Origin of the sequence: Streptomyces fuscichromogenes, assembly GCF_014645815.1 — a bacterium.
Classification (GTDB): Bacteria; Actinomycetota; Actinomycetes; order Streptomycetales; family Streptomycetaceae; genus Streptomyces; species Streptomyces fuscichromogenes.
This window is the reverse complement of the sequence record NZ_BMML01000016.1, coordinates 47,056-73,160: the sequence shown is the minus strand read 5'-3', so window position 1 is coordinate 73,160 and position 26,105 is coordinate 47,056. Positions and strand designations below refer to the sequence as shown.

Annotated in this window: 29 protein-coding genes; 18 read left to right on the top strand and 11 right to left on the bottom strand. The window is 69.9% G+C overall.

Annotation, left to right across the window (positions count from 1 at the left end):
* The first annotated feature begins 53 nt into the window (after positions 1-53).
* The 8 genes from IEZ11_RS30765 (at position 54) to IEZ11_RS30730 (ending at position 9,012) form a co-directional block, all read left to right on the top strand.
* The gene (locus IEZ11_RS30765; protein ID WP_229713457.1) at positions 54-1,283 is read left to right on the top strand and encodes an ABC transporter substrate-binding protein; all 1,230 of its coding nucleotides are present in this window, start codon (positions 54-56) and stop codon (positions 1,281-1,283) included.
* A gap of 3 nt (positions 1,284-1,286) precedes the next feature.
* Complete coding sequence (locus IEZ11_RS30760; RefSeq protein WP_189266194.1) at positions 1,287-2,150, top strand: ABC transporter permease; 864 nt, start codon at positions 1,287-1,289, stop codon at positions 2,148-2,150.
* An 11-nt stretch (positions 2,151-2,161) separates the two neighbouring features.
* On the top strand, positions 2,162-2,977 hold the full coding sequence (locus IEZ11_RS30755; RefSeq protein WP_189266193.1) for an ABC transporter permease: 816 nt from the start codon (positions 2,162-2,164) through the stop codon (positions 2,975-2,977).
* Positions 2,978-3,034: 57 nt separating this feature from the next.
* Positions 3,035-4,030 (top strand): LacI family DNA-binding transcriptional regulator, encoded by a 996-nt coding sequence (locus tag IEZ11_RS30750; protein WP_189266192.1) that lies wholly within the window; start codon positions 3,035-3,037, stop codon positions 4,028-4,030.
* Between the two features lie 141 nt (positions 4,031-4,171).
* Positions 4,172-5,524, top strand: a complete 1,353-nt coding sequence (locus IEZ11_RS30745) for an ABC transporter substrate-binding protein (protein WP_189266191.1) — start codon at positions 4,172-4,174, stop codon at positions 5,522-5,524.
* Between the two features lie 5 nt (positions 5,525-5,529).
* Positions 5,530-6,486, top strand: a complete 957-nt coding sequence (locus IEZ11_RS30740; RefSeq protein WP_189266190.1) for a carbohydrate ABC transporter permease — start codon at positions 5,530-5,532, stop codon at positions 6,484-6,486.
* Positions 6,483-7,364 (top strand): carbohydrate ABC transporter permease, encoded by an 882-nt coding sequence (locus IEZ11_RS30735; RefSeq protein WP_189266189.1) that lies wholly within the window; start codon positions 6,483-6,485, stop codon positions 7,362-7,364. The genes IEZ11_RS30740 and IEZ11_RS30735 overlap by 4 nt, the downstream gene beginning before the upstream one ends.
* A gap of 31 nt (positions 7,365-7,395) precedes the next feature.
* Positions 7,396-9,012: a glycoside hydrolase family 13 protein gene (locus IEZ11_RS30730; protein ID WP_189266188.1), complete on the top strand. Its 1,617-nt coding sequence runs from the start codon at positions 7,396-7,398 to the stop codon at positions 9,010-9,012.
* On the opposite strand, the gene IEZ11_RS30725 is transcribed toward IEZ11_RS30730, so the two are convergent.
* The 4 genes from IEZ11_RS30725 to IEZ11_RS30710 are packed head-to-tail and all read right to left on the bottom strand — an operon-like array spanning position 9,009 to position 12,333.
* Positions 9,009-9,800, bottom strand: a complete 792-nt coding sequence (locus tag IEZ11_RS30725) for an ABC transporter ATP-binding protein (protein ID WP_229713456.1) — start codon at positions 9,798-9,800, stop codon at positions 9,009-9,011. The genes IEZ11_RS30730 and IEZ11_RS30725 overlap by 4 nt on opposite strands.
* A gap of 24 nt (positions 9,801-9,824) precedes the next feature.
* Complete coding sequence (locus tag IEZ11_RS30720) at positions 9,825-10,601, bottom strand: ABC transporter permease (RefSeq protein WP_189266186.1); 777 nt, start codon at positions 10,599-10,601, stop codon at positions 9,825-9,827.
* Complete coding sequence (locus tag IEZ11_RS30715; RefSeq protein WP_189266185.1) at positions 10,598-11,371, bottom strand: ABC transporter permease; 774 nt, start codon at positions 11,369-11,371, stop codon at positions 10,598-10,600. The genes IEZ11_RS30720 and IEZ11_RS30715 overlap by 4 nt, the downstream gene beginning before the upstream one ends.
* Positions 11,368-12,333, bottom strand: a complete 966-nt coding sequence (locus IEZ11_RS30710) for an ABC transporter substrate-binding protein (RefSeq protein ID WP_189266184.1) — start codon at positions 12,331-12,333, stop codon at positions 11,368-11,370. Before IEZ11_RS30710 ends, IEZ11_RS30715 begins: the two co-directional genes overlap by 4 nt.
* 239 nt (positions 12,334-12,572) lie before the next feature.
* On the opposite strand from IEZ11_RS30710, the gene IEZ11_RS30705 reads away from it, so the two are divergent.
* Entirely contained in the window at positions 12,573-13,283 is a 711-nt protein-coding gene (locus tag IEZ11_RS30705; protein ID WP_189266319.1) for an IclR family transcriptional regulator domain-containing protein, read from the top strand.
* Here the strand turns inward: IEZ11_RS30705 and IEZ11_RS30700 are convergent.
* From IEZ11_RS30700 to IEZ11_RS30690, 3 genes are read right to left on the bottom strand one after another with little or no spacing between them, the layout of a single operon-like run.
* On the bottom strand, positions 13,234-14,172 hold the full coding sequence (locus tag IEZ11_RS30700) for a PDR/VanB family oxidoreductase (protein WP_189266183.1): 939 nt from the start codon (positions 14,170-14,172) through the stop codon (positions 13,234-13,236). The genes IEZ11_RS30705 and IEZ11_RS30700 overlap by 50 nt on opposite strands.
* Positions 14,169-14,339, bottom strand: coding sequence for a hypothetical protein (locus IEZ11_RS30695; protein WP_189266182.1), 171 nt, complete (start codon positions 14,337-14,339; stop codon positions 14,169-14,171). Before IEZ11_RS30695 ends, IEZ11_RS30700 begins: the two co-directional genes overlap by 4 nt.
* Entirely contained in the window at positions 14,336-15,400 is a 1,065-nt protein-coding gene (locus IEZ11_RS30690; RefSeq protein ID WP_189266181.1) for a Rieske 2Fe-2S domain-containing protein, read from the bottom strand. Before IEZ11_RS30690 ends, IEZ11_RS30695 begins: the two co-directional genes overlap by 4 nt.
* Before the next feature lie 601 nt (positions 15,401-16,001).
* On the opposite strand from IEZ11_RS30690, the gene IEZ11_RS30685 reads away from it, so the two are divergent.
* From IEZ11_RS30685 to IEZ11_RS52550, 4 genes are all read left to right on the top strand, one after another.
* A complete protein-coding gene (locus tag IEZ11_RS30685; RefSeq protein ID WP_189266180.1) occupies positions 16,002-16,880 on the top strand; it encodes a class I SAM-dependent methyltransferase in 879 nt (292 codons plus the stop codon).
* A gap of 184 nt (positions 16,881-17,064) precedes the next feature.
* A complete protein-coding gene (locus IEZ11_RS30680; RefSeq protein ID WP_189266179.1) occupies positions 17,065-17,835 on the top strand; it encodes a methyltransferase domain-containing protein in 771 nt (256 codons plus the stop codon).
* 370 nt (positions 17,836-18,205) lie between these two features.
* Entirely contained in the window at positions 18,206-18,406 is a 201-nt protein-coding gene (locus tag IEZ11_RS30675; RefSeq protein WP_189266178.1) for a hypothetical protein, read from the top strand.
* Positions 18,336-19,136: a site-specific integrase gene (locus IEZ11_RS52550; RefSeq protein ID WP_373294996.1), complete on the top strand. Its 801-nt coding sequence runs from the start codon at positions 18,336-18,338 to the stop codon at positions 19,134-19,136. The genes IEZ11_RS30675 and IEZ11_RS52550 overlap by 71 nt, the downstream gene beginning before the upstream one ends.
* A 127-nt stretch (positions 19,137-19,263) precedes the next feature.
* On the opposite strand, the gene IEZ11_RS30665 is transcribed toward IEZ11_RS52550, so the two are convergent.
* Complete coding sequence (locus tag IEZ11_RS30665; protein WP_189266176.1) at positions 19,264-20,232, bottom strand: GlxA family transcriptional regulator; 969 nt, start codon at positions 20,230-20,232, stop codon at positions 19,264-19,266.
* A 99-nt stretch (positions 20,233-20,331) separates the two neighbouring features.
* On the opposite strand from IEZ11_RS30665, the gene IEZ11_RS30660 reads away from it, so the two are divergent.
* Positions 20,332-21,021, top strand: a complete 690-nt coding sequence (locus tag IEZ11_RS30660) for a DJ-1/PfpI family protein (protein ID WP_189266175.1) — start codon at positions 20,332-20,334, stop codon at positions 21,019-21,021.
* A gap of 265 nt (positions 21,022-21,286) precedes the next feature.
* Here IEZ11_RS30660 and IEZ11_RS51195 read toward each other — a convergent pair whose 3' ends face one another.
* Together IEZ11_RS51195 and IEZ11_RS51190 are read right to left on the bottom strand one after the other, a co-directional pair.
* Positions 21,287-21,517, bottom strand: a complete 231-nt coding sequence (locus IEZ11_RS51195; RefSeq protein WP_229713455.1) for a hypothetical protein — start codon at positions 21,515-21,517, stop codon at positions 21,287-21,289.
* Positions 21,501-21,650 (bottom strand): hypothetical protein, encoded by a 150-nt coding sequence (locus IEZ11_RS51190; protein WP_229713454.1) that lies wholly within the window; start codon positions 21,648-21,650, stop codon positions 21,501-21,503. The genes IEZ11_RS51195 and IEZ11_RS51190 overlap by 17 nt, the downstream gene beginning before the upstream one ends.
* 325 nt (positions 21,651-21,975) lie before the next feature.
* On the opposite strand from IEZ11_RS51190, the gene IEZ11_RS30650 reads away from it, so the two are divergent.
* Positions 21,976-22,989, top strand: coding sequence for an NAD(P)H-dependent glycerol-3-phosphate dehydrogenase (locus IEZ11_RS30650; RefSeq protein ID WP_189266174.1), 1,014 nt, complete (start codon positions 21,976-21,978; stop codon positions 22,987-22,989).
* 79 nt (positions 22,990-23,068) lie between these two features.
* On the opposite strand, the gene IEZ11_RS30645 is transcribed toward IEZ11_RS30650, so the two are convergent.
* A complete protein-coding gene (locus tag IEZ11_RS30645) occupies positions 23,069-23,818 on the bottom strand; it encodes a Tn3 family transposase (RefSeq protein ID WP_229713453.1) in 750 nt (249 codons plus the stop codon).
* On the opposite strand from IEZ11_RS30645, the gene IEZ11_RS30640 reads away from it, so the two are divergent.
* From IEZ11_RS30640 to IEZ11_RS30630, 3 genes are read left to right on the top strand one after another with little or no spacing between them, the layout of a single operon-like run.
* On the top strand, positions 23,748-24,191 hold the full coding sequence (locus tag IEZ11_RS30640) for a TetR-like C-terminal domain-containing protein (RefSeq protein WP_189266172.1): 444 nt from the start codon (positions 23,748-23,750) through the stop codon (positions 24,189-24,191). The genes IEZ11_RS30645 and IEZ11_RS30640 overlap by 71 nt on opposite strands.
* On the top strand, positions 24,188-25,537 hold the full coding sequence (locus IEZ11_RS30635) for an MFS transporter (RefSeq protein WP_189266171.1): 1,350 nt from the start codon (positions 24,188-24,190) through the stop codon (positions 25,535-25,537). Before IEZ11_RS30640 ends, IEZ11_RS30635 begins: the two co-directional genes overlap by 4 nt.
* A 14-nt stretch (positions 25,538-25,551) precedes the next feature.
* The gene (locus IEZ11_RS30630) at positions 25,552-26,025 is read left to right on the top strand and encodes a MaoC family dehydratase (RefSeq protein ID WP_189266170.1); all 474 of its coding nucleotides are present in this window, start codon (positions 25,552-25,554) and stop codon (positions 26,023-26,025) included.
* Positions 26,026-26,105: the final 80 nt, after the last annotated feature.

Here is a 26,105-nt window from a genome sequence, read left to right as displayed (position 1 = left end):
CCGTCCTTCATGTCCGGTCCCGCCGTCCCTCACGTCCGGTCCCGTCGTCCTTCATGTCCGGTCCCGTCGTTCCTCACGTCCTGGAGTACGTCGTGCGCCTCACCCGTCCCCTCACCGCGGCCGCCTGCGCGGCGCTGCTGCTGGCCGCCACCGCCTGCGGTTCCTCCGGCTCCGGCTCCTCGACCGGCCTCAACCCGCCCGACCTCAAGCCCCTCGCCAAGCTGGGCAGGTCCGAGGGCGAGGTCAACCTGATCGCCTGGGCCGGCTATGTCGAGGACGGCTCCGACGACCCGAAGGTCGACTGGGTCACCGACTTCGAGAAGCAGACCGGCTGCCACGTCAACTCGAAGGTCGCCGCCAGCTCCGACGAGATGGTCAAGCTGATGAAGACGGGCCAGTACGACGCCGTCTCCGCCTCCGGCGACGCCTCCCTGCGCCTGATCGCCTCCGGCGACGCGGCCCCGGTCAACACCAAGCTCGTACCGAACTACAAGGACATCTTCAGCGGCCTGAAGAACGGTGCCTGGAACTCGGTCAAGGGCCAGATGTACGGCATCCCGCACGGCCGCGGCGCCAACCTGCTGATGTACAACACCGAGAAGGTCAGCCCCGCGCCCACTTCCTGGTCGGCCGTCTTCGACGACGCGGGCACGTACAAGGGCCATGTCACCGCCTACGACTCGCCGATCTACATCGCCGACGCGGCTCTCTACCTCAAGGCCACCAAGCCGGAGTTGAAGATCAAGGACCCCTACGCGCTGGACCAGAAGCAGTTCGACGCCGCCGTCGCCCTGCTGAAGAAGCAGAACGCGGACATCGGCGAGTACTGGAGCGACTACCTCAAGGAGATCTCCGCCTTCAAGAGCGGCGACTCCGTCATCGGCACCAGCTGGCAGGTCATCGCCAACCTGGCCGCCGGCGAGGGCGCCAAGGTCAGGGCCTTCGTGCCGAAGGAGGGTTCCACCGGCTGGTCCGACACCTGGATGGTGTCCGCCAAGGCCAAGCACCCCGACTGCGCCTACCGGTGGCTGAACTGGATCGTCTCCCCGAAGGTCAACGCCGAGGTCGCCGAGTACTTCGGCGAGGCCCCGGCCAACGCCAAGGCCTGCGACCTGACCGCCGACAAGAACTTCTGCGCGACCTACCACGCGGCCGACGAGAGCTACTGGAAGAACATCGCCTTCTGGAACACGCCCATCGAGCAGTGCCTGGACGGCCGCACCGACGTCACGTGCGTGCCGTACGCCAAGTGGGTGCAGGCCTGGACCGAGATCAAGGGCTGACCCATGGCCCTGCTCACCCGGACCGCGGGGGCGCTGCACCGGCGCCCCCGGCTCCGCCTCGCCCTGCTGCTGACCGCCCCGCTGCTGTGGCTGGCCGTGCTCTACCTGGGCTCGCTGGCCGTGCTGTTCGTCTCCGCGTTCTGGACGACGGACTCCTTCACCTCCGAGGTGGTGAAGGTGTGGTCGGCCGACAACTTCCACGAGCTGTTCACCACGCCGGTCTACCGGCAGGTGATCCTGCGCAGCGTCGGCGTCGCCCTCGCGGTGACCGTCCTGTGCGCGGTGATCGCCTTCCCGGTCGCCTTCTACACGGCGCGGGTGGCCAGGCCGAGCCGGCGCCCACTCCTCGTGGTCGCCATCCTCACCCCGCTGTGGGCGAGTTACCTGGTCAAGGTGTACGCGTGGCGGCTGATCCTCTCCGAGGGCGGCCTCGCCGACTGGCTGCTGGGGCCCCTCGGGCTGCACGGGCCGGGCTTCGGGCTCACGGCCACTGTGCTGACCCTGACCTACCTGTGGCTGCCGTACATGATCCTGCCGATCCACACCGCGCTGGAGCAGCTGCCCGACAACCTGCTGGACGCGTCCGCGGACCTGGGCGCCCGTGCCGGGCGGACCTTCCGGTCCGTGGTGCTGCCGATGGTGCTGCCGTCGGTGGCCGCCGGATCGGTGTTCACGTTCTCGCTGAGCCTCGGCGACTACATCACCGTGCAGATCGTCGGCGGCAAGACCCAGCTCATCGGCAACCTCGTCTACGCCAACATCGAACTCAACCTGCCCATGGCCGCCGCCCTCGCCACCGTCCCGGTCGTCGTCATCGTGCTGTACCTGCTGGCGATGCGGCGGACGGGGGCGTTGAGCAGCCTGTAGAGGAGACCGCCGTGCAACTCTCCCGTTCCGCGCGGATCGCGGTGCGCGCCGCCGCCGGCCTCGGCTTCGCGGTGATCTACGTGCCGCTGCTGCTGGTCCTCGTCAACTCCCTCAGCCCCGACCGCAGCGCGAGCTGGCCGCCGCCCGGTCTGACCACCCGCTGGTGGTCGGCCGCCTGGCACAGTTCCGGGGCCCGTGAGGCGCTGTGGACCTCGGTCAGGGCGGGGCTCGGCGCCACCGCGATCGCCCTGGTGCTGGGCACCCTGATCGCGTTCGCCGTCGCCCGGTACCGCTTCTTCGGCCGGGACGCCCTCTCCTTCGTGGTCGTCCTGCCGATCGCGCTGCCCGGCATCGTCACCGGCATCGCCCTCAACTCGGCGTTCAGCACGGTCCTGGAACCGCTCGGTGTCGGGCTCGGCCTGTTCACCGTGGTCGTCGGGCACGCCACCTTCTGTGTCGTGATCGTCTTCAACAACGTCGTCGCCCGGCTGCGCCGCACCTCCGGCAGCTACGAGGAGGCGGCGGCCGACCTGGGCGCCGACACCTTCCGTGCCTTCGTCGACGTCACCTTCCCGCTGGTGCGCTCGGCGCTGCTGGCGGGCGGGCTGCTCGCCTTCGCGCTCTCCTTCGACGAGATCGTGGTGACGACGTTCACCGCGGGTCCGGGTGTCCAGACGCTGCCCCTGTGGATCTTCGACAACATGACCCGCCCACAGCAGGCTCCGGTGGTGAACGTGGTGGCGGCCGTGCTCGTCCTGCTGTCGGTCGTCCCGATCTACGTTGCGCAAAGACTGTCGGCGGACACGGCGACCGCCAGCCGGGTGTGAGCCAGGGCTTGTGACGTTACGCAAAAAGCTTGCGTATCTTGCGCTAGGCTTGCGGTCATGACGCGACGACTTGCGGAAGTGGCCAAAAAGGTCGGGGTCAGCGAGGCCACGGTCAGCCGGGTGCTCAACGGCAAGCCGGGGGTGTCCGAGGCGACCCGGCAGGCGGTGCTCTCCGCCCTCGACGTGCTCGGCTACGAGCGCCCCACCCAGCTGCGCGGTGAGCGCGCCCGGCTCGTGGGCCTGGTCCTGCCGGAGCTGCAGAACCCCATCTTCCCGGCGTTCGCCGAGGTCATCGGCGGCGCCCTGGCCCAGCTCGGCCTCACCCCGGTGCTGTGCACCCAGACCAAGGGCGGGGTCTCCGAGGCGGACTACGTGGAGTTGCTGCTGCAACAGCAGGTCTCCGGCGTGGTGTTCGCCGGCGGTCTCTACGCCCAGGCCGACGCGCCGCACGACCACTACCGGCTGCTCGCCGGCCGCAACATCCCGGTGGTGCTGGTCAACGCCGCCATCGAACACCTCGGCTTCCCGGGCGTGTCCTGTGACGACGCCGTCGCCGTCGAGCAGGCCTGGCGGCACCTGGCCTCCCTCGGCCACGAGCGCATCGGCCTCGTCCTCGGCCCCGCCGACCACATGCCGTCGGCCCGGAAACTGGCCGCCGCGCGGGCGGTCGGCGACGTCCCCGACGAGTTCGTCGCCCGCGCCATCTTCTCCATCGAGGGCGGCCACGCGGCCGCGTCACGGCTGATCGACCGCGGTGTCACCGGCATCATCTGCGCCAGCGACCCCCTTGCGCTGGGCGCCGTGCGCGCCGCCCGCCGCAAGGGGTACGGGGTCCCCTCCCGGATCTCCGTCGTCGGTTACGACGACTCGGCGTTCATGAACTGCACCGAGCCCCCGCTCACCACCGTCCGACAGCCCATCGAGGCCATGGGCCGGGCCGCCGTCGAGCTGCTGAACGCCCAGATCGGCGGCACGGTGGTCCCGGCGGAGGAGCTGCTGTTCGAGCCGGAGCTGGTCGTCAGGGGGTCGACCGCGCAAGCGCCGAAAGCCTGACCCGCAGTAGATCCCATCTGCTGTCGAATAATTACAGACTCTGCGCGAGATATTGCGCGCCGGTGTCGCCGGTGCTTGAGTGTGCGGCGCCCACCGGTCCCGGTGCGGCGCCCAACCGCTCCTGTTCTGGGGGGTCCACCGATGTCCAGCACCGGGTTCCGCCGTGCTCTCGTCGCGTTCGGCGTCTGTTCCTCGCTCGCGCTCTCCGCCTCGGCCTGCGGGTCGGGTGACGACGGCGCGGGCAGCGGCGGGACGCGCATCACCGTCAACTGCGAGCCGCCGAAGAGCGCCAAGGTCGACCGGTCGTTCTTCGACCAGGACATCGCCGACTTCGAGAAGAAGAACCCGGACATCGACGTCGTCGCGCACGACGCGTTCCCCTGCCAGGACCCGAAGACCTTCGACGCCAAGCTGGCCGGCGGCCAGATGGAGGACGTCTTCTACACGTACTTCACCGACGCCAGGCATGTCGTGGACATCAACCAGGCGGCCGACCTCACGCCGTATCTCAAGGACCTGAAGAGCTACGACACCATCCAGAAGCAGCTGCGGGACATCTACACCGTCGACGGCAAGGTCTACGGCATCCCGCGCACCGGCTACTCGATGGGCCTGATCTACAACCGCAAGCTCTTCCAGCAGGCCGGCCTCGACCCCGACCAGCCGCCGACCACCTGGGACGAGGTCCGCGCCGACGCCGAGAAGATCGCCGCGCTCGGCAACGGCACCGTCGGGTACGCCGACTACAGCGCCCAGAACCAGGGCGGCTGGCACTTCACCGCGGAGCTGTACTCGCAGGGCGGCGACGTGGTGTCGGCCGACGGCAGGTCGGCGACCGTCGACACCCCCGAGGGCCACGCGGTCCTGCGGAACCTGCACGACATGCGCTGGACCGACGACTCGATGGGCAGCAAGCAGCTCCTCATCATCAACGACGTCCAGCAGATGATGGGTGCGGGCAAGCTCGGCATGTACCTCTCCGCGCCGGACAACATCCCGATCCTGGTGAAGGAGAAGGGCGGCAACTACAAGGACCTCGCCCTCGGCCCGATGCCCGGCGGCCAGGGCACCCTCATCGGCGGCGACGGCTACATGTTCAACAAGAAGGACACGCCCGCCCAGATCCGCGCCGGCCTCAAGTGGCTCGACTCCATGTTCCTCACCCCCGGCGACGGCTTCCTCGGCGACTACGCCCGCGCCAAGAAGAACGACGCGCCCGTCGGCCTGCCCGAGCCGCGCCTGTTCACCGGGGCCGCCGACGCCAGGGACCAGGCGGTCAAGAAGGCCAATGCCAACGTGCCGGTGGAGAACTACCAGGCGTTCCTGGACGGCAACCAGTCCCTCCAGATGAAGATCGAGCCGCCGGACGCCCAGCAGATCTACTCCGTCCTCGACGGCACCGTCTCCGCCGTCCTCACCAAGAAGGACGCCGACATCGACCGGCTCCTCAAGGACGCCAACGACAAGATCAACGGCATCCTGGCCCGGGGCTGACCGCGATGACGAAGACAGCCGCACGACGACCTGCCCCCGCGGCGGTCGTCGTACGACAGTCCCCGGCGCCGCCCCCGGCAGGGGACCGGAGGCGGCGCCGGCTGCTCGACCAGGCGCGTGCCTACGGCTTCCTGCTCGGCGGACTGATCTGCTTCGCCCTGTTCTCCTGGTACCCGGCGATCCGCGCGGTCGTGATCTCCTTCCAGAAGTACACGCCGGGCTCCTCCGCCGAGTGGGCCGGCACCGCCAACTTCACCCGGGTGCTGCACGACCCCGAGTTCTCGGCGGCCTGGCGCAACACCCTCACCTTCACCCTGCTGGCCCTGCTCATCGGCTTCGCGATCCCCTTCGTCCTCGCCCTGGTCCTCAACGAACTCCGGCACGCCAAGGCGTTCTTCCGGGTCGTGGTCTACCTCCCGGTGATGATCCCGCCGGTGGTCAGCGCCCTGCTGTGGAAGTGGTTCTACGACCCGGGTGCCGGCCTCGCCAACGAGACCCTGCGCTTCCTGCACCTGCCCACCTCGAACTGGACCAACGGCACCGGCACCGCACTCGTCTCCCTGGTGATCGTCGCCACCTGGGCCAACATGGGCGGCACCGTCCTGATCTACCTGGCCGCCCTCCAGTCCATCCCCGGCGAGCTCTACGAGGCCGCCGAACTCGACGGCGCCGACCTGCTCCAGCGCATCCGCCATGTGACGATCCCTCAGACCAGGTTCGTCATCCTGATGCTGATGCTCCTTCAGATCATCGCCACCATGCAGGTGTTCACCGAACCGTTCGTCATCACGGGGGGCGGCCCGGAGAACGCCACGGTCACCGTGCTCTACCTGATCTACAAGTACGCCTTCCTCTACGACGACTTCGGCGGCGCCTGCGCGCTCAGCGTGATGCTCCTGGTGCTGCTCGGCGTCTTCTCGGCCGGATATCTGCGGCTGACCCGCTCCGGGGAGGACGGATGAGCAGCGCCACCCGCACCCTGATCTCCCCGGCGACGCTGGCCCGTCCGCGCGGGAGGGCGGTCTACTGGAGCGTCTTCACCGGTGTCGTCGTCCTCTTCACGCTTGCCTTCCTCTTCCCCGTGTACTGGATGGTGACCGGCGCGATGAAGTCACCGGACGAGGTCGCCCGGACCCCGCCCACCCTCGTCCCCGAGCACTGGCACCTGTCCGGCTACACCGACGCCTGGGACCTGATGCAGCTCCCGGAGCACCTGTGGAACACGGTGGTGCAGGCCGCCGGCGCCTGGGCCTTCCAGCTGGTGTTCTGCACGGCCGCCGCCTACGCCCTGTCGAAGCTGAGGCCGGCCTTCGGCAAGGTGATCCTCGGCGGCATCCTGGCCACCCTGATGGTCCCGGCCCAGGCCCTGGTCGTACCCAAGTACCTGACCGCGGCCGACCTGCCGTTCCTCCACACCAGCCTGCTCAACGACCCGCTCGGCATCTGGCTGCCGGCGGTCGCCAACGCCTTCAACCTGTATCTCCTCAAACGGTTCTTCGACCAGCTGCCCCGCGACGTGCTGGAGGCCGCCGAGATCGACGGCGCCGGAAAGCTGCGCGTCCTGTGGTCCGTGGTGCTGCCCATGTCCCGCCCGGTGCTCGGGGTGGTGTCGATCTTCGCCCTGGTCGCGGTCTGGCAGGACTTCCTGTGGCCGCTGATGGTCTTCTCCGACACCGACAAGCAGCCCATCAGCGTGGCCCTGGTCCAGCTGTCGCAGAACATCCAGCTCACCGTGCTCATCGCCGCGATGGTGATCGCCAGTATCCCGATGGTCGCGCTGTTCCTCGTCTTCCAGCGGCACATCATCGCCGGGATCAGCGCGGGCAGCACCAAGGGCTGACGGCCCTTCCTCCGACAGAAAGGTTCGCACCGTGGGACAGCCCAGCCATGCCCCGAAGGACCACGAGGACCACGACTGGTGGCGCTCGGCCGTCATCTACCAGGTGTACGTCCGCAGCTTCGCCGACAGCGACGGCGACGGCACCGGCGACCTCGCGGGCGTCCGCGCCAGGCTGCCTTACCTCGCCGAACTCGGCGTGGACGCACTGTGGTTCAGCCCCTGGTACCCGTCACCGATGAAGGACGGCGGTTACGACGTCGCCGACTACCGGGCCATCGACCCGGCCTTCGGCACCCTCGCCGAGGCCGAGAAGCTCATCGCGGAGGCCCGGGAGCTGGGCATCCGGACGATCGTCGACATCGTCCCCAACCACGTCTCCGACCAACACCCCTGGTTCCAGGCCGCGTCGACCGCCGGGCCCGGCAGCCCGGAGCGCGAGCTGTTCCACTTCCGGCCCGGCCGCGGACCAGGCGGCGACCTGCCGCCCAACGACTGGCCGTCGCAGTTCGCCGGCTCCACCGAACCGGTGTGGACCCGGCTGCCGGACGGCGAGTGGTACCTGCACCTGTTCACCCCGGAACAGCCCGACCTCAACTGGGCGCACCCGGCCGTCCGGCAGGAGCACGAGGACATCCTGCGCTTCTGGTTCGAGCGGGGTGTCGCGGGCGTCCGCATCGACTCGGCCGCCCTGCTCGCCAAGGACCCGGACCTGCCCGACCTGGCCACGCGCCCGCGCCCGCACCCCTTCGTCGACCGCGACGAACTCCACGACGTCTACCGCTCCTGGCGTGCGGTCGCCGACCACTACGACGGCGTCTTCGTCGGCGAGGTCTGGCTCCCCGACACCGAGCGCTTCGCCCGCTACCTGCGCCCCGACGAACTCCACACCGCCTTCAACTTCTCCTTCCTGTCCTGCCCCTGGGACGCGGCCCGGCTGCGGACCTCCATCGACACCACCCTCGCCGAACACGCCCCGGTCGGGGCCCCCGCCACCTGGGTGCTGTGCAACCACGACGTGACCCGTACGGTCACCCGGTACGGCCGCGAGGACACCGGCTTCGACTTCGCGGCCAAGGCCTTCGGCGTCCCGACGGACCTCGCCCTCGGGACCCGCCGGGCCCGCGCGGCCGCCCTGCTGACCCTGGCGCTGCCCGGCGCTGTCTACGTCTACCAGGGCGAGGAACTGGGGCTGCCCGAGGCCGGGATCCCGGCCGACCGCATCCAGGACCCGATGTACTTCCGGTCCGGCGGCACCGACCCCGGCCGGGACGGCTGCCGGGTGCCGCTGCCCTGGGCGGCCGGGGCCCCGCACGCGGGATTCGGTGCGGGCGAGGAGCCGTGGCTGCCGCAGCCGGCCGGCTGGGAGTCGTACGCCGTCGACCGCCAGCAGGACGACGCGGACTCCGTGCTCGCCCTCTACCGGCGTGCCATCGCCCTGCGCCCCCGCTTCGGTGACGGCCCGCTGACCTGGCTGCCCGCCCCCGAGGGCGTCCTCGCCTTCACCCGCGCCGAGGGCGTGACGTGCGTGGTCAACCTCGCGGCCGCCCCCGCCGAACTCCCCGCCCGCTCCCGGCTCCTGATCGCCAGCGGCCCGCTGGACGACGAAGGCCGGCTGCCGCAGGACACGGCGGCCTGGCTGACCGACTAGACCGGGTCCTCCCCCCGGGGAACCCCGCGTTTCGCCGCCTGGATCTGCTCGTAGACATGGGTCCGCAGCTCGGCGAAGCGCGGGGCCACCCGCGTGTGCAACTGGTCGCGGTCGTCCGGCAGATCGACCTTCAGCTGCTCCTGGACGACGGTCGGGGAGGCGGACAGGACGATCACCCGCTGGCCCAGGTAGACCGCCTCGTCGATGTCGTGCGTGACGAACAGGATGGTGATCCCGCGCTCCCGCCACAACCCGCGGACCAGGTCCTCGAGATCGGCCCTGGTCTGGGCGTCGACGGCGGCGAACGGCTCGTCCATCAGGAGCACCCGCGGCTCGTAGGCGAGGGCGCGGGCGATCGCCACCCGCTGCTGCATACCGCCGGAGAGCTGCCATGGGTAGGCGCCCGCGGCGTCCGCGAGACCGACCGAACCGAGCGCGTCGGCGACCAGCTCCTTGCGCCGCTCACGTCCCAGACGCTTCTGCTTCAGCGGCAGTTCGACGTTCTCGCCGACCCGCATCCAGGGGAACAGGCTGCGGCCGTACTCCTGGAAGACGAACGCCATCCCGGGCGGCGGGCCGGTCACCTTCCGGTCCTCCAGGAGGACCTCACCGCCCGTCGGAGCGAGCAGGCCGCCCATGCACTTCAGCAGGGTGGTCTTGCCACAGCCCGACGGGCCGACCAGACAGACGAGTTCGCCCGCCGGCACGGTGAAGGTGAGGTCCCGCACCGCCTCGACGCGGCGGCCGGATCCGTCGTAGACCTTGTTCAGGCCGCGTACGTCGAGCATGGACCGCCCCTTCGCGAGGTTCATTCAGGACCGCCGGGTTGTCGCGCGCAGCCCGTGGTACCAGCCGAGCACCCGGCGCTCGACGACCTGGAAGACCACCGACAGCGCGAAACCGAGCAGGCCCAGCAGCAGGATCCCGGTCCACATGTCGGGGATCGCGAAGCCGCGCTGGAACTGCACGATGGCGAAGCCGAGTCCGTTGCTGGCGGCGAACATCTCGCTGATGACCATCAGGATGATTCCGATCGACAGCGCCTGCCGCAGGCCCGCGAAGATCTGCGGACTCGCCGAACGCAGTACCAGCGTACGCAGCCGGGCCGCGCCCGTGATGCCGTAGGAACGGGCCGTCTCCGCCATCACCGGGTCGACCGCCCGGACACCCTCGACCGTGTTGAGCAGGATCGGCCAGACGCCGCCGCTGGCGATCACCACGATCTTCATGGTGTCGCCGATGCCGGCGAACAGCATGATGACCGGGACGAGCACCGGCGGCGGCACCGCCCGCAGAAACTCCAGCACCGGTTCGCACACCGCACGCACCCGCCGGTACGAGCCGATGACCGTGCCCAGGGCCACACCGGCGACGGCCGCCGTCGCGTACCCGGCGAGCAGCCGCAGCACACTGCGCAGCAGGTCGTCGTGGAGCCGCTGCCCGGTCCACACGTCCGGGAAGGTCCGCAGGATCGTCCGCAGCGGTGGCCAGTAGACGTTCGTGCTGCCGTCGGAGGCCAGCCACCACAGGGCGACCAGGACGGCGGGCAGCGCGAGGACGTACCCGACGCGCAGCAGGACGCCCCTCACACCGCCACCTCCCCGCGCACCGACTGGTGCCAGGCCAGCGCCCGCCGCTCCACCGACCGGGCACCCACGTTGATGACCAGCCCGAGCAGCCCGGTCACCACGATCAGGGCGTACATGTCCGGCACCGCCTGCGAGGCCTGCGCGATCGCGATCTGCTGGCCCAACCCGGGCGCGCCGATGACCAGTTCGGCGGTGATGGTGAGGATCAGCGCGACCGCGGCGGCCAGCCGGACACCGGTCATCACGTACGGCAGCGCGGTCGGCCACAGCACATGGCGGACCCGGGCCCAGGCGCCGAGACCGTACGACCGCGCCGTCTCCTCGGCGACCGGGTCGACGTCCTGGACGCCGTACATCACCTGGATCAGCACCTGCCAGAACGCGGCGTAGACGACCAGGAGGAGGACCGAGCGGAGTTCGGTGCCGTAGAGGAGGATCGCGAGGGGGATCAGGGCGACCGAGGGGATCGGGCGGAGGAACTCGACGGTGGACGCGGTGGCCTGGCGCAGGTGCGGGACGACCGAGACGACGACACCGGCCGCGACCCCGGCGCCGACCGCGACGGCCAGGCCCACCGCCCAGCCGGTCAGGGTGTCGCCGAGCGCCGACCAGAAGGCGCCGTCGGCGAGTTCGGTGCCCAGCGCGCGGGCGATCCGGCTGGTCGGCGGGAAGTAGTCCGCCTTGACCAGGCCGAGCCGCGGCACCGCCTCGCCCAGGGCGAGGAAGACCGCGAGACCGGCCGTACCCAACAGGGTGTTCAGACCCTTCACGGCAGCAGCTTGTCCAGGTCGGGTGCCGTCTTGAAGAGGCCGTCCTGCTCGCTGAGCTTCTCCAGCGTCTCGATCGAGGAACGGTTGGCCTCCGCGGGCCACTTGGGCAGGGTCACCTCGGCCAGCACGTCCGCCGGGGTCTTGGTGTAGGTGGTGACGATCTGCCGGACCTCGTCCGGGTGCGCGTCCGCGTAGGACAGCGACTCCGCCACGGCGGCCTGGAACTCGGTCACCACGCCGGGGTTCTTCTGCGCGTAGGAGGCCGAGGTGAAGTACATGGCGACGGTGAGGTTCTTCGCCACGTCGACCAGCGGTGAGGCGATCTCGGTGGCGCCCTGGAGCTTCATGGTGGCGAGGGCCGGTTCGACGGCCATCGCCGCGTCGATCTGGCCCTTGTCGAGCGCGGCCGGCATCTGGTCGAAGGCGAGCTCGACGAAGCCCACCTTGTCCGGGTCGCCGCCGGCCTTGCGCACGGACTCGCGTACGGCGGTCTCGTTGATGTTCTTCAGCGTGTTGACGGCGACCTTCTTGCCCACCAGCTGCTTCGGCGACGTGATGCTGCTGCCCTTCTTCACGACCAGCCCGCCGAAGTCCTTGCCGGCCACGCCCGTCGACGCCACGCCGTTGGCGATCGCCTGCACCGGCACGCCGTTGGACTGGGCGATCATCAGCGAGGTCATGTTGCTGAAGCCGAACTGGAACTGACCGCTCGTCACACCGGGCACGATGGCCGCACCGCCCTGCGCGAGCGTCATCGACAGCTTCAGTCCGCGCTTGCTGAAGAAGCCCTCCTTCTGGCCGAGGTAGAGGGGCGCCACGTCGACGATGGGGATGATCCCCACCTTGACGGTGGTGGTGCCGCCCGAGGAGGGCGAGGTGGACGACGAACCCCCGGAGGAGCCGCAGGCCGCCGTGGCGAGCAGGAAGGTGCCGGTCGCGAGACCGGCGAGCAGACGACGCATGGCTCCTCCTGTGCAGACAACGGTGTTCCGACAGGCTGTGCGTTGTGCGCTGTGCGCACACTGGTGCTCGATTGGTGCTCAGCGGGAAGGTAGAACCGGCCGTACGACCCGGTCAATGGGTTTAGCTGACAAAATTGTTGACAGTTATCGAACCGCGCTCTCACCGTGTTCTCCGTGCCGGACCGTGTCTCGGACGGTGCCGGATCGTGTCGGATCGCGTGTCGGACCGGGAGGCGATGATGTCGAGGGATGCCCGCGCACCGCATTTCGTCAGGTCCTTCGAGCGCGGCCTGGCCGTCATCCGGGCCTTCGACGCCGAGCATCCGGCGCGCACGCTCAGCGAGGTGGCCCGCGCCTGCGACCTGACCCGCGCCGCCGCCCGCCGCCTGCTGCTCACCCTCGCCGACCTGGGCTATGTGCACTGCGACGGCCGCAGCTTCCGGCTCACTCCGCGCGTCCTGGAACTCGGCTACGCCTACCTCTGCGGCCTGGACCTGCCGAACCTCGCACAACCGCATCTGGCCCGACTCGCCGAGCAGGCAGGGGAGTCGGCGGCCCTGTGCCTGCTGGACGGCGATGCCGTCGTGCCGGTCGCCGCCGCCCGGCCCCGGCGGGTGATGGCGGCGACGATCACGGTGGGGGCGCGCTTCCCGGCGCACGGGACGGCGGCGGGGCGGGTGCTGCTGGCCGACGGGCCACCACCCGACTGCGCCCTGCTGGAGGGCGATCCCGAGGCCGGTGTCAGCACACTGGCCGCCCCGGTCCGGGACCGGGGCGGCCGGGTGGTGGCCGGGGCGGCCCTCGCGATGCATTCCGGCCGCATGTCCGCCGTGGCGGCCCGCCGCGATCTGCTGCCGCACCTGCTGGCGGCGGTGGCACGGATCGAGGCGGACCTGCGGATCACAGATCCAGCACCAGGCGCGCCCCTCGGCACCGCGACACGCAGATGAGCATGGTCTCCCCGGCCGCCCGCTCCTCCTCGGTGAGCACCGAGTCCCGGTGCTCCGGTTCGCCCTCCAGGACGTCCGTCTCGCACGTCCCGCAGGTGCCCTCGGTGCAGGAGTACAGCACCTCGACCCCGGCGACCCGGACGGTGTCGAGCACCGAGACACCGGGCGCGACGGTCAGGGTACGACCGCTCTGCGCGAGGACCACCTCGAACTCCCGCTCCTCGCCCCCCTGTTGCGCCTTGGGCTGGAACCGCTCGACCCGCAGTACGCCGGCCGGGCAGCGCTCCTCCACCGCGTCCAGCAACGGCCCAGGACCGCAGCAGTACACGAGGGTGCCGTCCGGGACGTCGTCGAGTACGGCGGCCAGGTCCAGCAGCCCGGACTCGTCCTGCGGGGCGACGGTGACCCGTTCGTCCCCGTACCGCGCCAACTCGGCGGTGAACGCCATGGACCGTCGGGACCGCCCGCCGTACAGCAGCGTCCACTCCGCGCCCGCGGCCTCGGCGGCGGCGAGCATCGGCAGGATCGGGGTGATACCGATGCCGCCCGCGAGGAACCGGTAGCGGGGCGCGGGTTCGAGCCGGAAGTGGTTGCGCGGCCCGCGTACCCGCACCTTGTCGCCGACGCCCAACTGCTCGTGCACGTAGGCGGATCCGCCGCGCCCGTCCGGCTCCCTGAGCACCGCGACCCGCCAGCCTGAGCGGTCCCCGGGATCCCCGCAGAGCGAGAACTGCCGCTCCAGCTCCGGCCCGAGCACGACGTCGACATGCGCTCCGGGATCCCAGCCGGGCAGTTCCTCGCCCAGCGGATGCCGCAGGGTCAGGGCGACGACCCCGTCGGCCGCCGACACGCGTTCCGTCACGACGAGTTCGGCTTCGTACAGGCTCATGAGGTGCGCTCCGTAAGCTGATGGCCCTCGGGGTGGCCGAGCATCCACTCCCACATCTCGACCGGGTCCTGGGCGGAGTGCTCGGCGCCGCAGTGACAGGTGCCGTGCAGCACGTCGGTGCCCGGCAGCCAGTCGATGCGGTAGACCTCACCGGTCGGTGCGCTCACAGGACCTTCTCCACCGGCTTGTCGCCCTCCTCGACCAGCCGGCCGAGGATACGGCGCGCGGCGAGGCCGCCGGTGTCGATGTTGATGCTCAGCTCCTGGTAGCCGGCCCGCTCCGAACCCAGCGTCCGCTGCAGGAGGTTGAGGGCGTCCACGTCCTGCATCACCACCGTGTGGTTGTTGCTCCGCAGGAACTCGGTGACCTCGGCGTCGCCGGTCGCCCAGTCCCGGGAGACCATCCAGAAGTCGTACACCTTGCCGTCCGCGGACGGGGTGATCGCGTAGGTGATCTCGGTGTGGAAGCCGTTCGGGTCGCCGCCGTCGGCCTCCGGCAGGACGCCGACCGGCGCGATCCGGCTGTGCAGCAGGTACAGGCACGGCGCGTGGTACTCGATGTCCTGCCAACGGGTGATGCGCCCCGCTATCCCGGTCGAACGGGCGTAGAACGGCGGGCACTCGGCGTCGTCCATGTGCCGGCTGACCCGGACGATCCCGGCGCCCTCGTCGACCTCGGTCGTGATGGGCGTCTCGGCGACCTCGGGGGTGCCGATGTAACCGCCGTGCAGATAGGTCTCGTGGGAGAGGTCGAGGAGGTTGTCGACGAGGAGGCCGTAGTCGGCGTCGATGGGCTCCATGCCGCGCACGGTGGTCCAGCCGGGGGAGTCGAGGTGGCGGGCCCGCGGTATGGACTGCGCGTCGGCGAGCGCCGGGTCGCCGACCCACACCCACACCAGCGAGTCCTGCTCGACCACCGGGTAGGAGGCGACCCGGGCGGTGCGCGGGATGCGCTTCTGCCCCGGCACGTACACGCACGCGCCGGTGCGGTCGTAGGTGAACCCGTGGTACCCGCACACGATCCGGTCACCGTCGAGTCCGCTCTCCGACAGCGGGTAGCGGCGGTGCACACAGCGATCGCTCAGGGCGACGGGCGCGCCGTCCTCCTCCGCCCGGTAGAACACGAGCGGTTCCCCGAGGATCGTCCGCCCGAGCAACTCCCGCCCGACCTCGTGACTGTAGGCGGCTACGTACCACTGGTTCCTGGCGAAGGCGGTCATGTGCGGCATCGTGCGGCTCCCGTCTGTCTGCTGTGATGGCATCGTCCGGAAGGGCGCCGCCGTGCCGCAACACCACTTCCGTCCCGCGGAAGCAGATCGGTGGAAGGCCAGTTCAGAGCGTGCAGTCCCAGTGCGGTCCCGGTGCAGTCCCTCGTGGGGTCGAGTCGGGATGGGCTCGGGCCGTCACAGGGCGCCGTGCCCGTATCGGTGGGCTGCGCGTCCGCTTCGGTGGTCAGGACGTGATGTTGGTCCCGCAGAGCGGGTGCTTCCAGCGCCTCGCGCCAGGCCCGCCCGCCCGGCTTGGCGTCGCCTCGGCTCCTCCTGTGACCCGCAGGGGCACGCCGACGGGCCCGGGGTGCTGTCAGACCGAAAGCCCGGAGCATACGGGCCGGCCTGCCGTCCAGTACGGCCGTTTCGCCGTAGGGCAGGCGACGTCCCGCCGTGACGTGGGCGAAGAAGCTGTCGAGCCGCTTCGGGGACCGCCCGTGTGCGAGGCGCGCGGGCGACGCTTTCCGCGCGGAACGGAGGACATGGCCGACCATAGTGCGCTTAACTACTGTATTACTAAGTGGCTTCGGAATATCGAGGTCACCCTGACGGGAGGTCGACGGTGGGGGTTCGCAAGGAGAAGTGGGCCGTCGTCAGGGGCGGTCCCGCCGGGACGCCTTCGACGGTCGCGGGTGCAGGGGCGTCCGGTCGTGACGTCCGTGTCCAGTTCGACGATCCGTCTTTCGCGGCCTCCTATGCCGCCTCGTACCACGGATCGGGGCCCGCTCAGCGGTACTTCTCCTCCAGGCTCCATGCGGTCTTCGAGGCCCTGGACCGAAGTCCTGGCGGCGATCTCCTCGACGTCGGCTGCGGGCCGGGCATGTTCGTCCGCGGTGTGCTCGACATGCGTCCCGGCGATTTCCGGATCACCGCCGTCGACCGGGCGCCCGCGATGATCGCCGAGGCCGCGGGCCGCACGGCGGGTGCCGGGGTCGAACTGGCCGTCGGGAGGGCGGAGGCGCTGCAGTTCCCGGACGAGCGCTTCGACGTCGTGGTCGCGATGGGGGTGCTGGAGTACTGCGAGCCTTCCGTGGCCTTGCGGGAACTTCGCCGCGTGGTGCGCCCGCACGGGCTCGTTCTCGTCAGCATGCTGAACCCGTTGAGCCCCTACCGCCTGTTCGAATGGGGGGTGTACTGGCCACTGCTTCGGTTGCTCGGCCAGGTCGAGGGTCTGCTCGGCCTGCCCCCGGAGCGAAGGCACGGTGTGGCGAAGTCCGGTATCCGGGCGCTCCCGCCCGGCCGACTACGGCGGCGGATGCGGGAAGCCGGGCTGCGTCCCGTCGACGTCGTCCACTACGACCTGACGCCCTCCGTCCCGCCGGTCGATCGGCTCGTGCACCGGTGGACGCGTCGCCGTGAACGACCGGCGGACAGTGTCGGCCGGGGCCTGTGGCGTTGGCCGGGGACGGCTTACCTGGTTGCCGCCACCCGCTTTCGATGACGGTCGCGTCGTCGGTCGAAGACCCTCGATGCGCTGGTCGCGGCGGCGACCATGTCGGCGTGGCGGGGTGGAGCGCGGGTAGCGGCCCTCGGTCCCGTGGTGAATCCGCCGTCCCACTGCACGTTCGTGCCCATGATATCTATGCTGATATCGAAGATTGAGGCGATCTCGGGGGGTATGTTCGATGAAGGTGGCAGGCGGGGAAAAGTCCGTATGGAAGTCGGGGGCCAAGCGGCTCCTGGGGCGTGCTGGATTCGACATCGTGCGCAGCACCAACAACCTGGGCGGGGTCGACGACTTCATCCCCTTCGAGGCGACGATGAGGGCTGCACGGGCGACCGGCCTGTCGGTCGGTGACTACATCGACGAGGTCATGAACGGGACGCCTGGTGCCACCCAGGCCACGGTCGACGAACTACGCGCTCGCGGCGTCTTCGCCGCCAACCCGAACACGGTGCTGGAGATCGGCCCCGGATCCGGGCGGTACCTGGAGAAGACGCTGAAGGAGTGTTCACCGGAGCGCTACGAGATCTACGAGACGGCGGCGCCCTGGGCCGACTACCTGGTGGACACGTTCGGCGTGGTCGCCCAACCGACCACGGGAAGCAGTCTCGCCCCGACACCCGACGGCAGCGTCGACCTCGTTCAGGCCCACAAGGTGTTCAACACCGTGACCTTTCTCGGCGCCTCCCGGTACTTCTTCGAGATGGCGCGTGTCACGCGAACCGGCGGGCGGATCGTCTTCGACGTCATGACAGAGAACTGCCTGGACCCGGCGGCGGTACGTGCCTGGGCGACGGAGGGCGGTGCCGGGCACGACTCCTACCCGGCCGCCATGCCCCGCCGGACATGCGTGGACCTCTTCGCGACCCTCGGCTGCAGCCTGGAGGCCGGCTTCTTGGCACCCATGGGCGTTGCCACCACGGAGGTGCTCGTCTTCGCGAAGACGGCCTGACCCGCAGAAGGCCTCTTGGCGACGGCGGCGTCCGACGACTGCCGACGCAAGTCACGGCACGGCCTTCGCGGATGTGTCCGGCCCGTCCCGGCCGCTATGGCGTGAACGCAAGACAGTCACGGCCCGCGCCACGGTATGGCTGCTAAGCCTCATAGCTGTCACGGTTGAGGCGTGGGTCAACAACCCGGAGGGGCGCTGACGGACACCACCACGCGCCCCGCCGTCTCGCGCTCACAGGGGCCGAAGCCCTGCTGCTGGGCCAGGTCCAGTCTCTCTACCTGCCTCAGCTCGTTGACGCAACGAACTGGACGGGTGGGCTGGGCTGTTGGGTTCCGCGGTCGTTACGCCTCGGCCTCACCGCGGGAGTCTGATGTCCTACTTCTTCACCTCGTACAGCAGCGTCGTACGTCACCAGGAGGCGTTCGGCGGCTTCGGCTTCGATGTCCCGGCGATGCTGTCGGCTCCGATGACGCTGCCGGAGGGCACCCCGTTCTTCCTGGATGAGGACATGCGGCCGCGTGAGCCGAGGACTTCGTGTGGAGGCGGAGAGTCTTCGGGACTACGCGTATGACTTGATGGGCTTGGAGGACTTCCTGGCCCGGGTGCTTGATCCGCCGACGGATCTGCTGTCGGCGTCGGAGGAGGACCTGGTGGCTTTCCGGCGGTGGCGTACGCAGCGTGCGCCGGTGCCGGTGGGGCCGGCGACGTGGCGGCGCAACCGTGCGGCGATCAACGGTCTCTACGACTGGGCGGTGGGCTCGGGTCTTCTTCGGCAGCGGTCCTACCTGCGGCGACGTAACGGCCGGGATGCTCTGTCGTGGGGGACCGCAGCTGATCTGGATGTGCGGCACCTGTCGCGGGCGCAGTGGGTGATGTTGCACCGGGTCGGTCTGGGCGGTGATCTCCCGGACGGGAGCGTGGACCGCCGGTCTCGGCGGGCGAAGCGGTTGCGGAGCATGCCGGCGGCGGAACCGGCGGTCACGACGGGGATGAGGTCGCGGGAGTTCAGCCGCCTGCTGGACATGGAGGTGCCCGGTCCGTCGCGGGGCGGCACGGCGGTGCCGGTGACGACACCATCACCGCCCTGCGCACCCAGCTCACCCAGGCCCGCGGCGAACCTGTACGCCGAGAGCCTCCACCCTGCGCCGGCGCCTCACGGCCACCCCCCTCCCAGCCCCCGACCCGGGCGCGTCCCCGCTGACAGCGAAGCCGAGGCACAAGAAGACGGAGAACGCCCGCCGCTACTTCAAGCCCTCACCCGCGGCGACCTCCGAGCTGACCAGCCTGCCTGCCCCGGATGACGCGCAACACTGAGCCACTTTTCTCAGAGGTGGTCGGCCACTGCGGTCTCGGCGGGGTAGACGGCTCATGGTGGAGTCGGGCATGGGAACTGCCCGAATGCCTGGGTGTGGACGTCGGGTGCTGCCGTTAGGTAGCTGTTGTGCTCTGCGTTGCTCGGTAGCGCGATGGTGGTGTTCCGTAGCGGCTGACGAATGCTTGGCGGAGTGTTTCAGCGGTTCTGAAGCCGCACTGTGCGGCCACGCTCGCCACGGGTAGTGAGGTGGAAGCCAGAAGGTGAGCGGCGGCTCCGGTGCGCGCGTCGCGGACGAATCGACCTGGCGCCTTTCCAAGGTCGTCAATGAACAAGCGGGTCAGGTGGCGTTCGCTCACCCCGGCGTCGGCTGCCAGTGCGGTTGTGGTCAGGTCGCTGGTCAGGTGGCTGGCGATGTAGTTGACGGCTCGCCTGACCAGGCAGTTGGTAGGTGCTGGGATGGCTGTGAACATGCTCATCTGTGCCTGGTTGCCTGGCCGTTGCATGTAGGTGACCAGACCGCGGGCCACGGCGCGCGCCAACTCCGCGTCGTGGTCCTCCTCGATGAAGGCCAGGGTGAGGTCCAGGGCGCTGGTGACGCCCGCCGCGGTGGACACGCTTCCGTCGCGGATGTAGATCGGCGCGGGATCCACGGTGATCTCCGGGTAGGCCGAGGCCAACTGATCGGCGTACCACCAGTGAGTCGTGACGCGTTTGCCGTTGAGCAGGCCGGCGGCAGCCAGGACGGTCGCCCCTGTGCAGACCGAGGCCACTCTGCGGCTCTCCCTGGCCAGGCGGCGGACATGGCCGACGATCCGCGGGTTTTCTGCCGCGGCCTGATGGCCGAACCCTCCCGAGACGATCAGCGTGTCCAGTGGCCCCCGCACCCGCTCCAGGGATCGCTGGCCTTGCAGCGTCAGCCCCGAGTCGCAGGTGATCGCGCGGCTTCCCGGGGTGGCCACGCTCACGGCGTAGGCGGGGCTGGCTCCGAGCCGGTTGGCGGTGACCAGGCTTGTTGTCACGCAGGCGATGTCCAGCAACTCGGCCTCGTCGTATCCGACGAGGATCACCAGTCGTTCCTCCATGACCAGGACCCTATGTCGGACTGACTTGTATCCCAAGAATTCCGACCTGGTCGCTGTCTTCCCTTGGCTTTCCCACGGACTCGGGCCGAAGGTGACGGCATGACCAAGACGCTCGCCTTCGTGCTCTATCCCGGCATCACCCCGCTCGACGTGGTGGGGCCGCTTCAGGTGCTGTCGACGCTGGCCCAGATCGACCCGTCGTTCGCGGTGGTCGTCGTCGGCCAGGACCTCGCCCCCCTGGGCACCGACACTCCGCTGAAGCTGACGCCGAGCCATACGTTCGACCAGGTCACCGAGCCCTTCGCACTGATCGTGCCCGGCGGGACCGAGCCGACCCTCGCTGCCCTGACCAACGAGCTCCTGCTGAGTTGGATCCGCAAGGCCGCGCGGTCGGCCGAGGTCATCGGCTCGGTGTGCACCGGCTCCCTGATCCTGGGTGCAGCCGGCCTGCTCGACGGTCGTCAGGCCACCACACACTGGGGCTTCCGTGACCTGCTGGCCAAGTTCGGCGCGACACCCGTCGCCGAACGCTGGGTCGAGGCCGGCCCCGTGCTCACCGCCGCCGGAGTGTCGGCCGGTATCGACATGGCCCTCCACCTGGTTGAACGCCTCGCGGGCGAGCAGACCGCCCGCACTGTCCAGCTCCTCATCGAGTACGACCCGCAGCCACCCCTGGGTGGCATCGACTGGCGGTCCGCCGACCTCGACTTCTTCAAGCCCCTTGCCCGGGCCATGCTGGAATCGGCCATGGCAGACCATCCCGCGCTCTTGGCCCGCCTCACAACCTGAGGACTGCCGCGGCGGCGAAGGCCCCCGGCCCAAAGCCTCAGAACGTCGAACCGGAAACACGACCATGGGGCGCAGACGGTCGCGCGGCCGTGCCACCGCCCAACTCCTCGACGCCGGTCCCGGACAGCCCGGCCTGCTCCAGGCGCTCGTCGCTGACGCCCGCAGCGCAGCCGACGTTCTCCGCGCCCAGGTGCCCGAGTTGCACAGAAGATCTCAGGGCCCTGCCGGGTCTGACTGCGCCGAAGCGGCAAGGCTGATCACGCCATCACGCAGGCCCGTCGCAACCGAGTCCGAGCCGGCGGACCAGGAGGGCGAGCTGGTCGGCGAAGCGTTCGATGAACTCTGGAGACTGCGGGTCGTCGTCGCACCCGCCCGCGATGACGTGCGGAAGGGTGACAGGAGCCATCGCCGCCGCCATCAGCATGACGGTCGGGCAGGCCGGGTCCATCTCCTGCGGCACGGCCCCGGCCGCCTGCCGTTCACGGATGCCGGCCACGGATGCCGGCCACGGACTCCGCGAGACGCTCCGTGCGCGGACGCTGGTCCGGATCCGCCTCCGGGCCCGTGTACTCCAGGCCGCCCCAGGCCAGCAACCGTACGCCGTCCCGGTTCTCCAGCGCCTCCAGCACATAGCGGCGCGGTTGCTCGGACAGCGGGGTGCCGGGGTCGACGAGCTTGCTCGCCCGCTCGCCCCAACGATGCGGGCACCCGCGTAGCCGTGCGCGGCGAACTCCGCCACCGCCGCCTCAAGAATCAGCCTGCGCGTGCGCTCCGGATCACGCTGCCGCTCCTGCGGCTTCGGAGACCGGCGCGGCATCGCCCCACGCTTCGACAAGACATCCGCTGGTCACCTTGCCGGCCTCGAACTCCGCGCCTCGATGAGATGGGTCGGAGATCTCCTGTAAGCAGCCGATTGATCACAACGTCACACCGCCCCTGGCGAGAGGACTCTCAGTGAGCCAGTACCGTCCCGCCCGTGCGGCGGTGTTCTCGGCCGGGTCCTGGGGAACCGCCCTCGCCAAGATCATGGCCGACGCCGGCACCGACGTCATCATGCACGCCCGACGGGGTGAGATCGCCGACGCCATCACCACGGCGCACCGCAACCCCGGGTACTTCCCGGACATCGAACTGCCCCACGCCATAACGGCCACCACGGACCCGACCGTCGCGCTGGAAGGCGCCGACTTCCTCGTGCTGTCCATTCCCGCGCAGTCCCTGCGTGCGAACCTCGCTGCATGGGCTCCGTATATCGGTCCCGAGACATTGATCGTGTCGCTGATGAAGGGCATCGAGCGGGGCAGCGAGCTACGGGCGAGCCAGGTCGTCACCGAGGTGACCGGAGTGAGCGCGGACCGGGTCGCCGTACTGTCGGGCCCGAACCTCGCTCCCGAGATCATGGACGGCCAGCCCGCCGCCGCAACGATCGCCTGCGCCGACGAGGATGCCGCACGCCGCTTCCAGCAGGCTTGCCACACCCCCTGTTTCCGGCCCTACACCAGCACCGACGTCATCGGCTGCGAGCTGGGCGGCGCGGTGAAGAACGTCATTGCCCTGTCGGTCGGCATCGCCTCGGGCATGGGCCTCGGCGACAACGCCGCGGCCCTGCTCATCACCCGCGGACTGGCTGAGACCACCCGGCTGGCCGTGGCCATGGGCGCCTCCCCGGCCACCCTCGCCGGGCTGTCCGGCCTGGGCGACCTGGTGGCAAGCTGCACCTCCCCGCTCGCCCGCAACCGCACCTTCGGCGTCCACCTGGGCCGGGGCCTGAGCGTCGCGGAGGCGACGGCGGCCACCTGGCAGACCACCGAGGGCGTCAAGTCCGCCGAAGCGGTCCTTGACCTGGCGCGTACCCGCGGCGTCGAGATGCCGATCGCGGAAGTGGTCTCCGCCCTGCTCAACGACAAAATCACCCTCGACGAGGCCGCCGCCGCGCTGATGCAGCGACCCCCCAAGTCCGAGCGCTGACCCCCCATGGCGCCCCAGCCTCGCGGAACTGGCCGCCCGCCACGCTCCGCCGAGACGGCGGGCGGGCCTCATCCACCGATCAGGTGGGGCAGTCGTATCGGACCCGACTGCCCAGGGAGCGATCACACCTGTAGCGGGTTTCAGGATGCCGACCCGGCCGTACCGTCCGCCGCTGATCGAACCGGCCGTAGCGGTTCACGTGAGAAAACAGAACAGCGGCAGTGTCCGCCGGTCGGTGTCGGTGAGCCGGCTTCTGCCACTTCTCCTCGCCCAGGATGTCCTGGAGGAGCGGAGTGTTGACGTGCGCCAACGCCGACTGGAGCAGGTGCAGGTGTAGGGCGAGCATGGACACCTCCTGGGCCTCCTTGTCGGAGCCGGTCAGGTCGCCGTCCTTGCCGTGGAACAGGTCGTGGTTGGCGGAGTTCCGGTTCTCCACGACCTGGAGCCCGTCGTTGATCTCACGGCGCAGGTCGGCTCCGGCGGGGTAGTCACGAAGGAACGCCGTACGCACCGCCCGCCCGAGTTCCTCGATCGCCCGGTAGGTGGGGCGCTTGGGACCGCCGTGGGCGAAGCGCCGCCCCGCACGGTGATGGGGCCGTCTTTCCTCCCGACCGGCAGCCGAACCGCCGTGTAGCGGGCTCGGACGGCATCGCAGGCCCGAGCTGGACAGCGAACGGCACAGGGTGACCTCCAACCCTCGGTCCTCGCAGACGAGTTGCCCGTAGACGCTGTCTACGAATATCTGGTAGACACTGTCTATGGATGTTGAGGGGGCTCTGCGGGAGCGACTGGTCGATGCAGGCGTAGAGCTGGTGTTGTCTGAGGGCACTGCTGTCGGCCATCGCGCGCAGGCGCGGGTGTATGTCACCTACGCACGGGAACGGCGCGGCATGTTCGAGTTGATGTTCCGTCACGACCTGCTCGACAGCGGCGAGCAGAGTGGAGGTCCGGACGGGCCTCGGCTGCGGGAGGCGACGCTCCCGATGTTCCAGGGCGTCACCGAACTCGTCGCCCGGTGCCGGGCGCAAGCACCGGAGCCGTCGGCGGCCGTCGCTGCGGCCGCCCTGTGGGCGAACCTGCACGGCATCGCCCAACTGTGGTCCTGGGGCAGCCTGCAACTCGCCCTAGACGGCGGTTCCGACAGTCACGACCGGCTGATCGAAGCCGCGCTGGACGCCCATCTCGGCCCGAGGGCCTCATGACCGGGCGGCTGCGACGCTCCGTCCCTCTTCTGGTCAGCGTGGCCGGGGCGATGATCGTCGCACTGGACGGCACCGTCCTGCTGGTGGCGCAGCCCAGCCTGCAGCGTTCGCTCGCCGCGAGTCCGGCACAGATCCAGTGGACCAGTACTGGTTATCTCGTCGCGGTGGCCGCCCTTCTCGTCGTCGCGGGACGGCTGGGGGATCGGTACGGGCATCTGCGACTGCTGTGTATCGGTCTGCTCGGCTTCGCCGCCTCCTCGTCAGGGATCGTCCTCGCGCCCTCGGTCAGCTGGGTGATCGGGCTGAGGACCGCTCAGGGTGTCTTCGGAGCCTTGCTCCAGCCGGCGACACTCGCGATGCTGCGGCTGGCGTACCCGGAACGGGAGCTCCACCGGGCCGTCGCCGTGCGGACCGCCGCAATCGCGGTGGCCGCCGGGAGCGGCCCGGTGCTCGGGGGAGTCCTCGTGGCGCACCTGGGGTGGCGGGCCGTGTTCTGGATCAACGTTCCGATCTCCCTTGCTGCGGTGCTGCTCGCTCTCGCGGTCCGGCTTCCGGCCCCCGAGAGCACAGCCCCGCAGAGGCTCGATCTCACCGGTGCGGTACTGCTCGCGAGCTTCCTGGCCCTCCTCGTCCACGCCCTGGCGGACGTCCCGGCGCGCGGCTGGGCCGCTCCGCACACGCTGCTCGAACTCTCCGCCGTGGCGGGCCTGGCGGCCGTACTGGCGGTGAGCGAGCGCCGTGCCGGGAATCCGATCGTGCCGTCGGCCGTGACGCGGTCAGTACCGGTGACGGCCTCGATGGCGCTGCTCGCGCTCGCCACCGCCGGCCTGTTCGGCAGTCTGTTCACCGCTACCTTCTATCTCCAGAGCGTCCTGCGCCTGGATCCTCTCGCCGCCGGGTTGCGCGTACTGCCGCTCACAGTGCTGATGGTGCTCGGCTCACCGCTGGCGAGCGTCGCCCTGGGCCGATGGGGCCCGCGCCCGACCGCGGTCAGCGGAACGCTCCTCGTCGTACTCGGCATAGCCGGGCTTTCGCAACTGACCCGGAGCGGCGCGGCGGGACCAACGGGAGCCGCATTCGCCGTGATCGGCGCCGGATTCGCCGCCGTCATGGTCACCGCAACCGGGACGGTGGTCGGCGACGCGCCACCCGAATACGCCGGAGCCGTCGGCGGCCTGAAACAGACCGCGACGAACATCGGCCCGACCCTCGGCATCGCCATCGCAACCAGCGCAGGCGCCGCCGCCTCCGTGCGGACCACCTTGCTGCTCATGGCCGCGGTCGCGACCCTCGGCCTCCTCCCCGCAGTGCTTTTGCCCCGAGTTCGTAGAGATGAAGCAACATGAATGGACACCAGGGCATGGACGGATTCACGGTCCCCGTCGACGACCGGTACTTCGAGGACTACACAGCGGGTGCGACGTACGAGTACGGCAGCGTTGCGATCACCGAGGAGGAAATCATCGGCTTTGCCTCGCAGTACGACCCTCAGTCCTTCCACATCGATCCCATCGCCGCGCAGCAGGGCCCCTTCGGCGGGCTGGTCGCCAGCGGGTGGCACACCGTCGCACTGATGATGCGGCTGTTCGCCAGGCACTATCTCTCGCAGGTCGCGAGTCTCGGCAGCCCCGGAGTGGACGAACTGCGCTGGCTCAAGCCCGTGCGCCCCGGCGACCGGCTCCGCCTACGCCTCCGAACCGTCGACACCCGGCCATCAAGCTCCGATCCGCGACGCGGCATCGTGCGCACGCTCGCCGAACTCGTCGATCAGGGCGGCGAGCCGGTGCTGCGGGTGACGGTCGTGAACCTACTGCGCACCCGCGACGGCGCATGAGCGGTGGCATGACACCGGCGGACGCACCCCTCGCCCGCCACCGTCATGCAGATGCTCCGCGAGCACGACGAGCAGCCCGC

Coding starts and splice junctions, on each gene's coding strand:
- IEZ11_RS30765 (WP_229713457.1), top strand. CDS start 54: ATGTCCGGTCCCGTCGTTCCTCACGTCCTGGAGTACGTCGTGCGCCTC.
- IEZ11_RS30760 (WP_189266194.1), top strand. CDS start 1,287: ATGGCCCTGCTCACCCGGACCGCGGGGGCGCTGCACCGGCGCCCCCGG.
- IEZ11_RS30750 (WP_189266192.1), top strand. CDS start 3,035: ATGACGCGACGACTTGCGGAAGTGGCCAAAAAGGTCGGGGTCAGCGAG.
- IEZ11_RS30745 (WP_189266191.1), top strand. CDS start 4,172: ATGTCCAGCACCGGGTTCCGCCGTGCTCTCGTCGCGTTCGGCGTCTGT.
- IEZ11_RS30740 (WP_189266190.1), top strand. CDS start 5,530: ATGACGAAGACAGCCGCACGACGACCTGCCCCCGCGGCGGTCGTCGTA.
- IEZ11_RS30735 (WP_189266189.1), top strand. CDS start 6,483: ATGAGCAGCGCCACCCGCACCCTGATCTCCCCGGCGACGCTGGCCCGT.
- IEZ11_RS30725 (WP_229713456.1), bottom strand. CDS start 9,800: ATGCTCGACGTACGCGGCCTGAACAAGGTCTACGACGGATCCGGCCGC.
- IEZ11_RS30710 (WP_189266184.1), bottom strand. CDS start 12,333: ATGCGTCGTCTGCTCGCCGGTCTCGCGACCGGCACCTTCCTGCTCGCC.
- IEZ11_RS30705 (WP_189266319.1), top strand. CDS start 12,573: ATGTCGAGGGATGCCCGCGCACCGCATTTCGTCAGGTCCTTCGAGCGC.
- IEZ11_RS30700 (WP_189266183.1), bottom strand. CDS start 14,172: ATGAGCCTGTACGAAGCCGAACTCGTCGTGACGGAACGCGTGTCGGCG.
- IEZ11_RS30690 (WP_189266181.1), bottom strand. CDS start 15,400: ATGCCGCACATGACCGCCTTCGCCAGGAACCAGTGGTACGTAGCCGCC.
- IEZ11_RS30680 (WP_189266179.1), top strand. CDS start 17,065: ATGAAGGTGGCAGGCGGGGAAAAGTCCGTATGGAAGTCGGGGGCCAAG.
- IEZ11_RS30675 (WP_189266178.1), top strand. CDS start 18,206: ATGTCCTACTTCTTCACCTCGTACAGCAGCGTCGTACGTCACCAGGAG.
- IEZ11_RS52550 (WP_373294996.1), top strand. CDS start 18,336: ATGAGGACATGCGGCCGCGTGAGCCGAGGACTTCGTGTGGAGGCGGAG.
- IEZ11_RS30665 (WP_189266176.1), bottom strand. CDS start 20,232: ATGGAGGAACGACTGGTGATCCTCGTCGGATACGACGAGGCCGAGTTG.
- IEZ11_RS30660 (WP_189266175.1), top strand. CDS start 20,332: ATGACCAAGACGCTCGCCTTCGTGCTCTATCCCGGCATCACCCCGCTC.
- IEZ11_RS30640 (WP_189266172.1), top strand. CDS start 23,748: ATGGATGTTGAGGGGGCTCTGCGGGAGCGACTGGTCGATGCAGGCGTA.
- IEZ11_RS30635 (WP_189266171.1), top strand. CDS start 24,188: ATGACCGGGCGGCTGCGACGCTCCGTCCCTCTTCTGGTCAGCGTGGCC.
- IEZ11_RS30630 (WP_189266170.1), top strand. CDS start 25,552: ATGGACGGATTCACGGTCCCCGTCGACGACCGGTACTTCGAGGACTAC.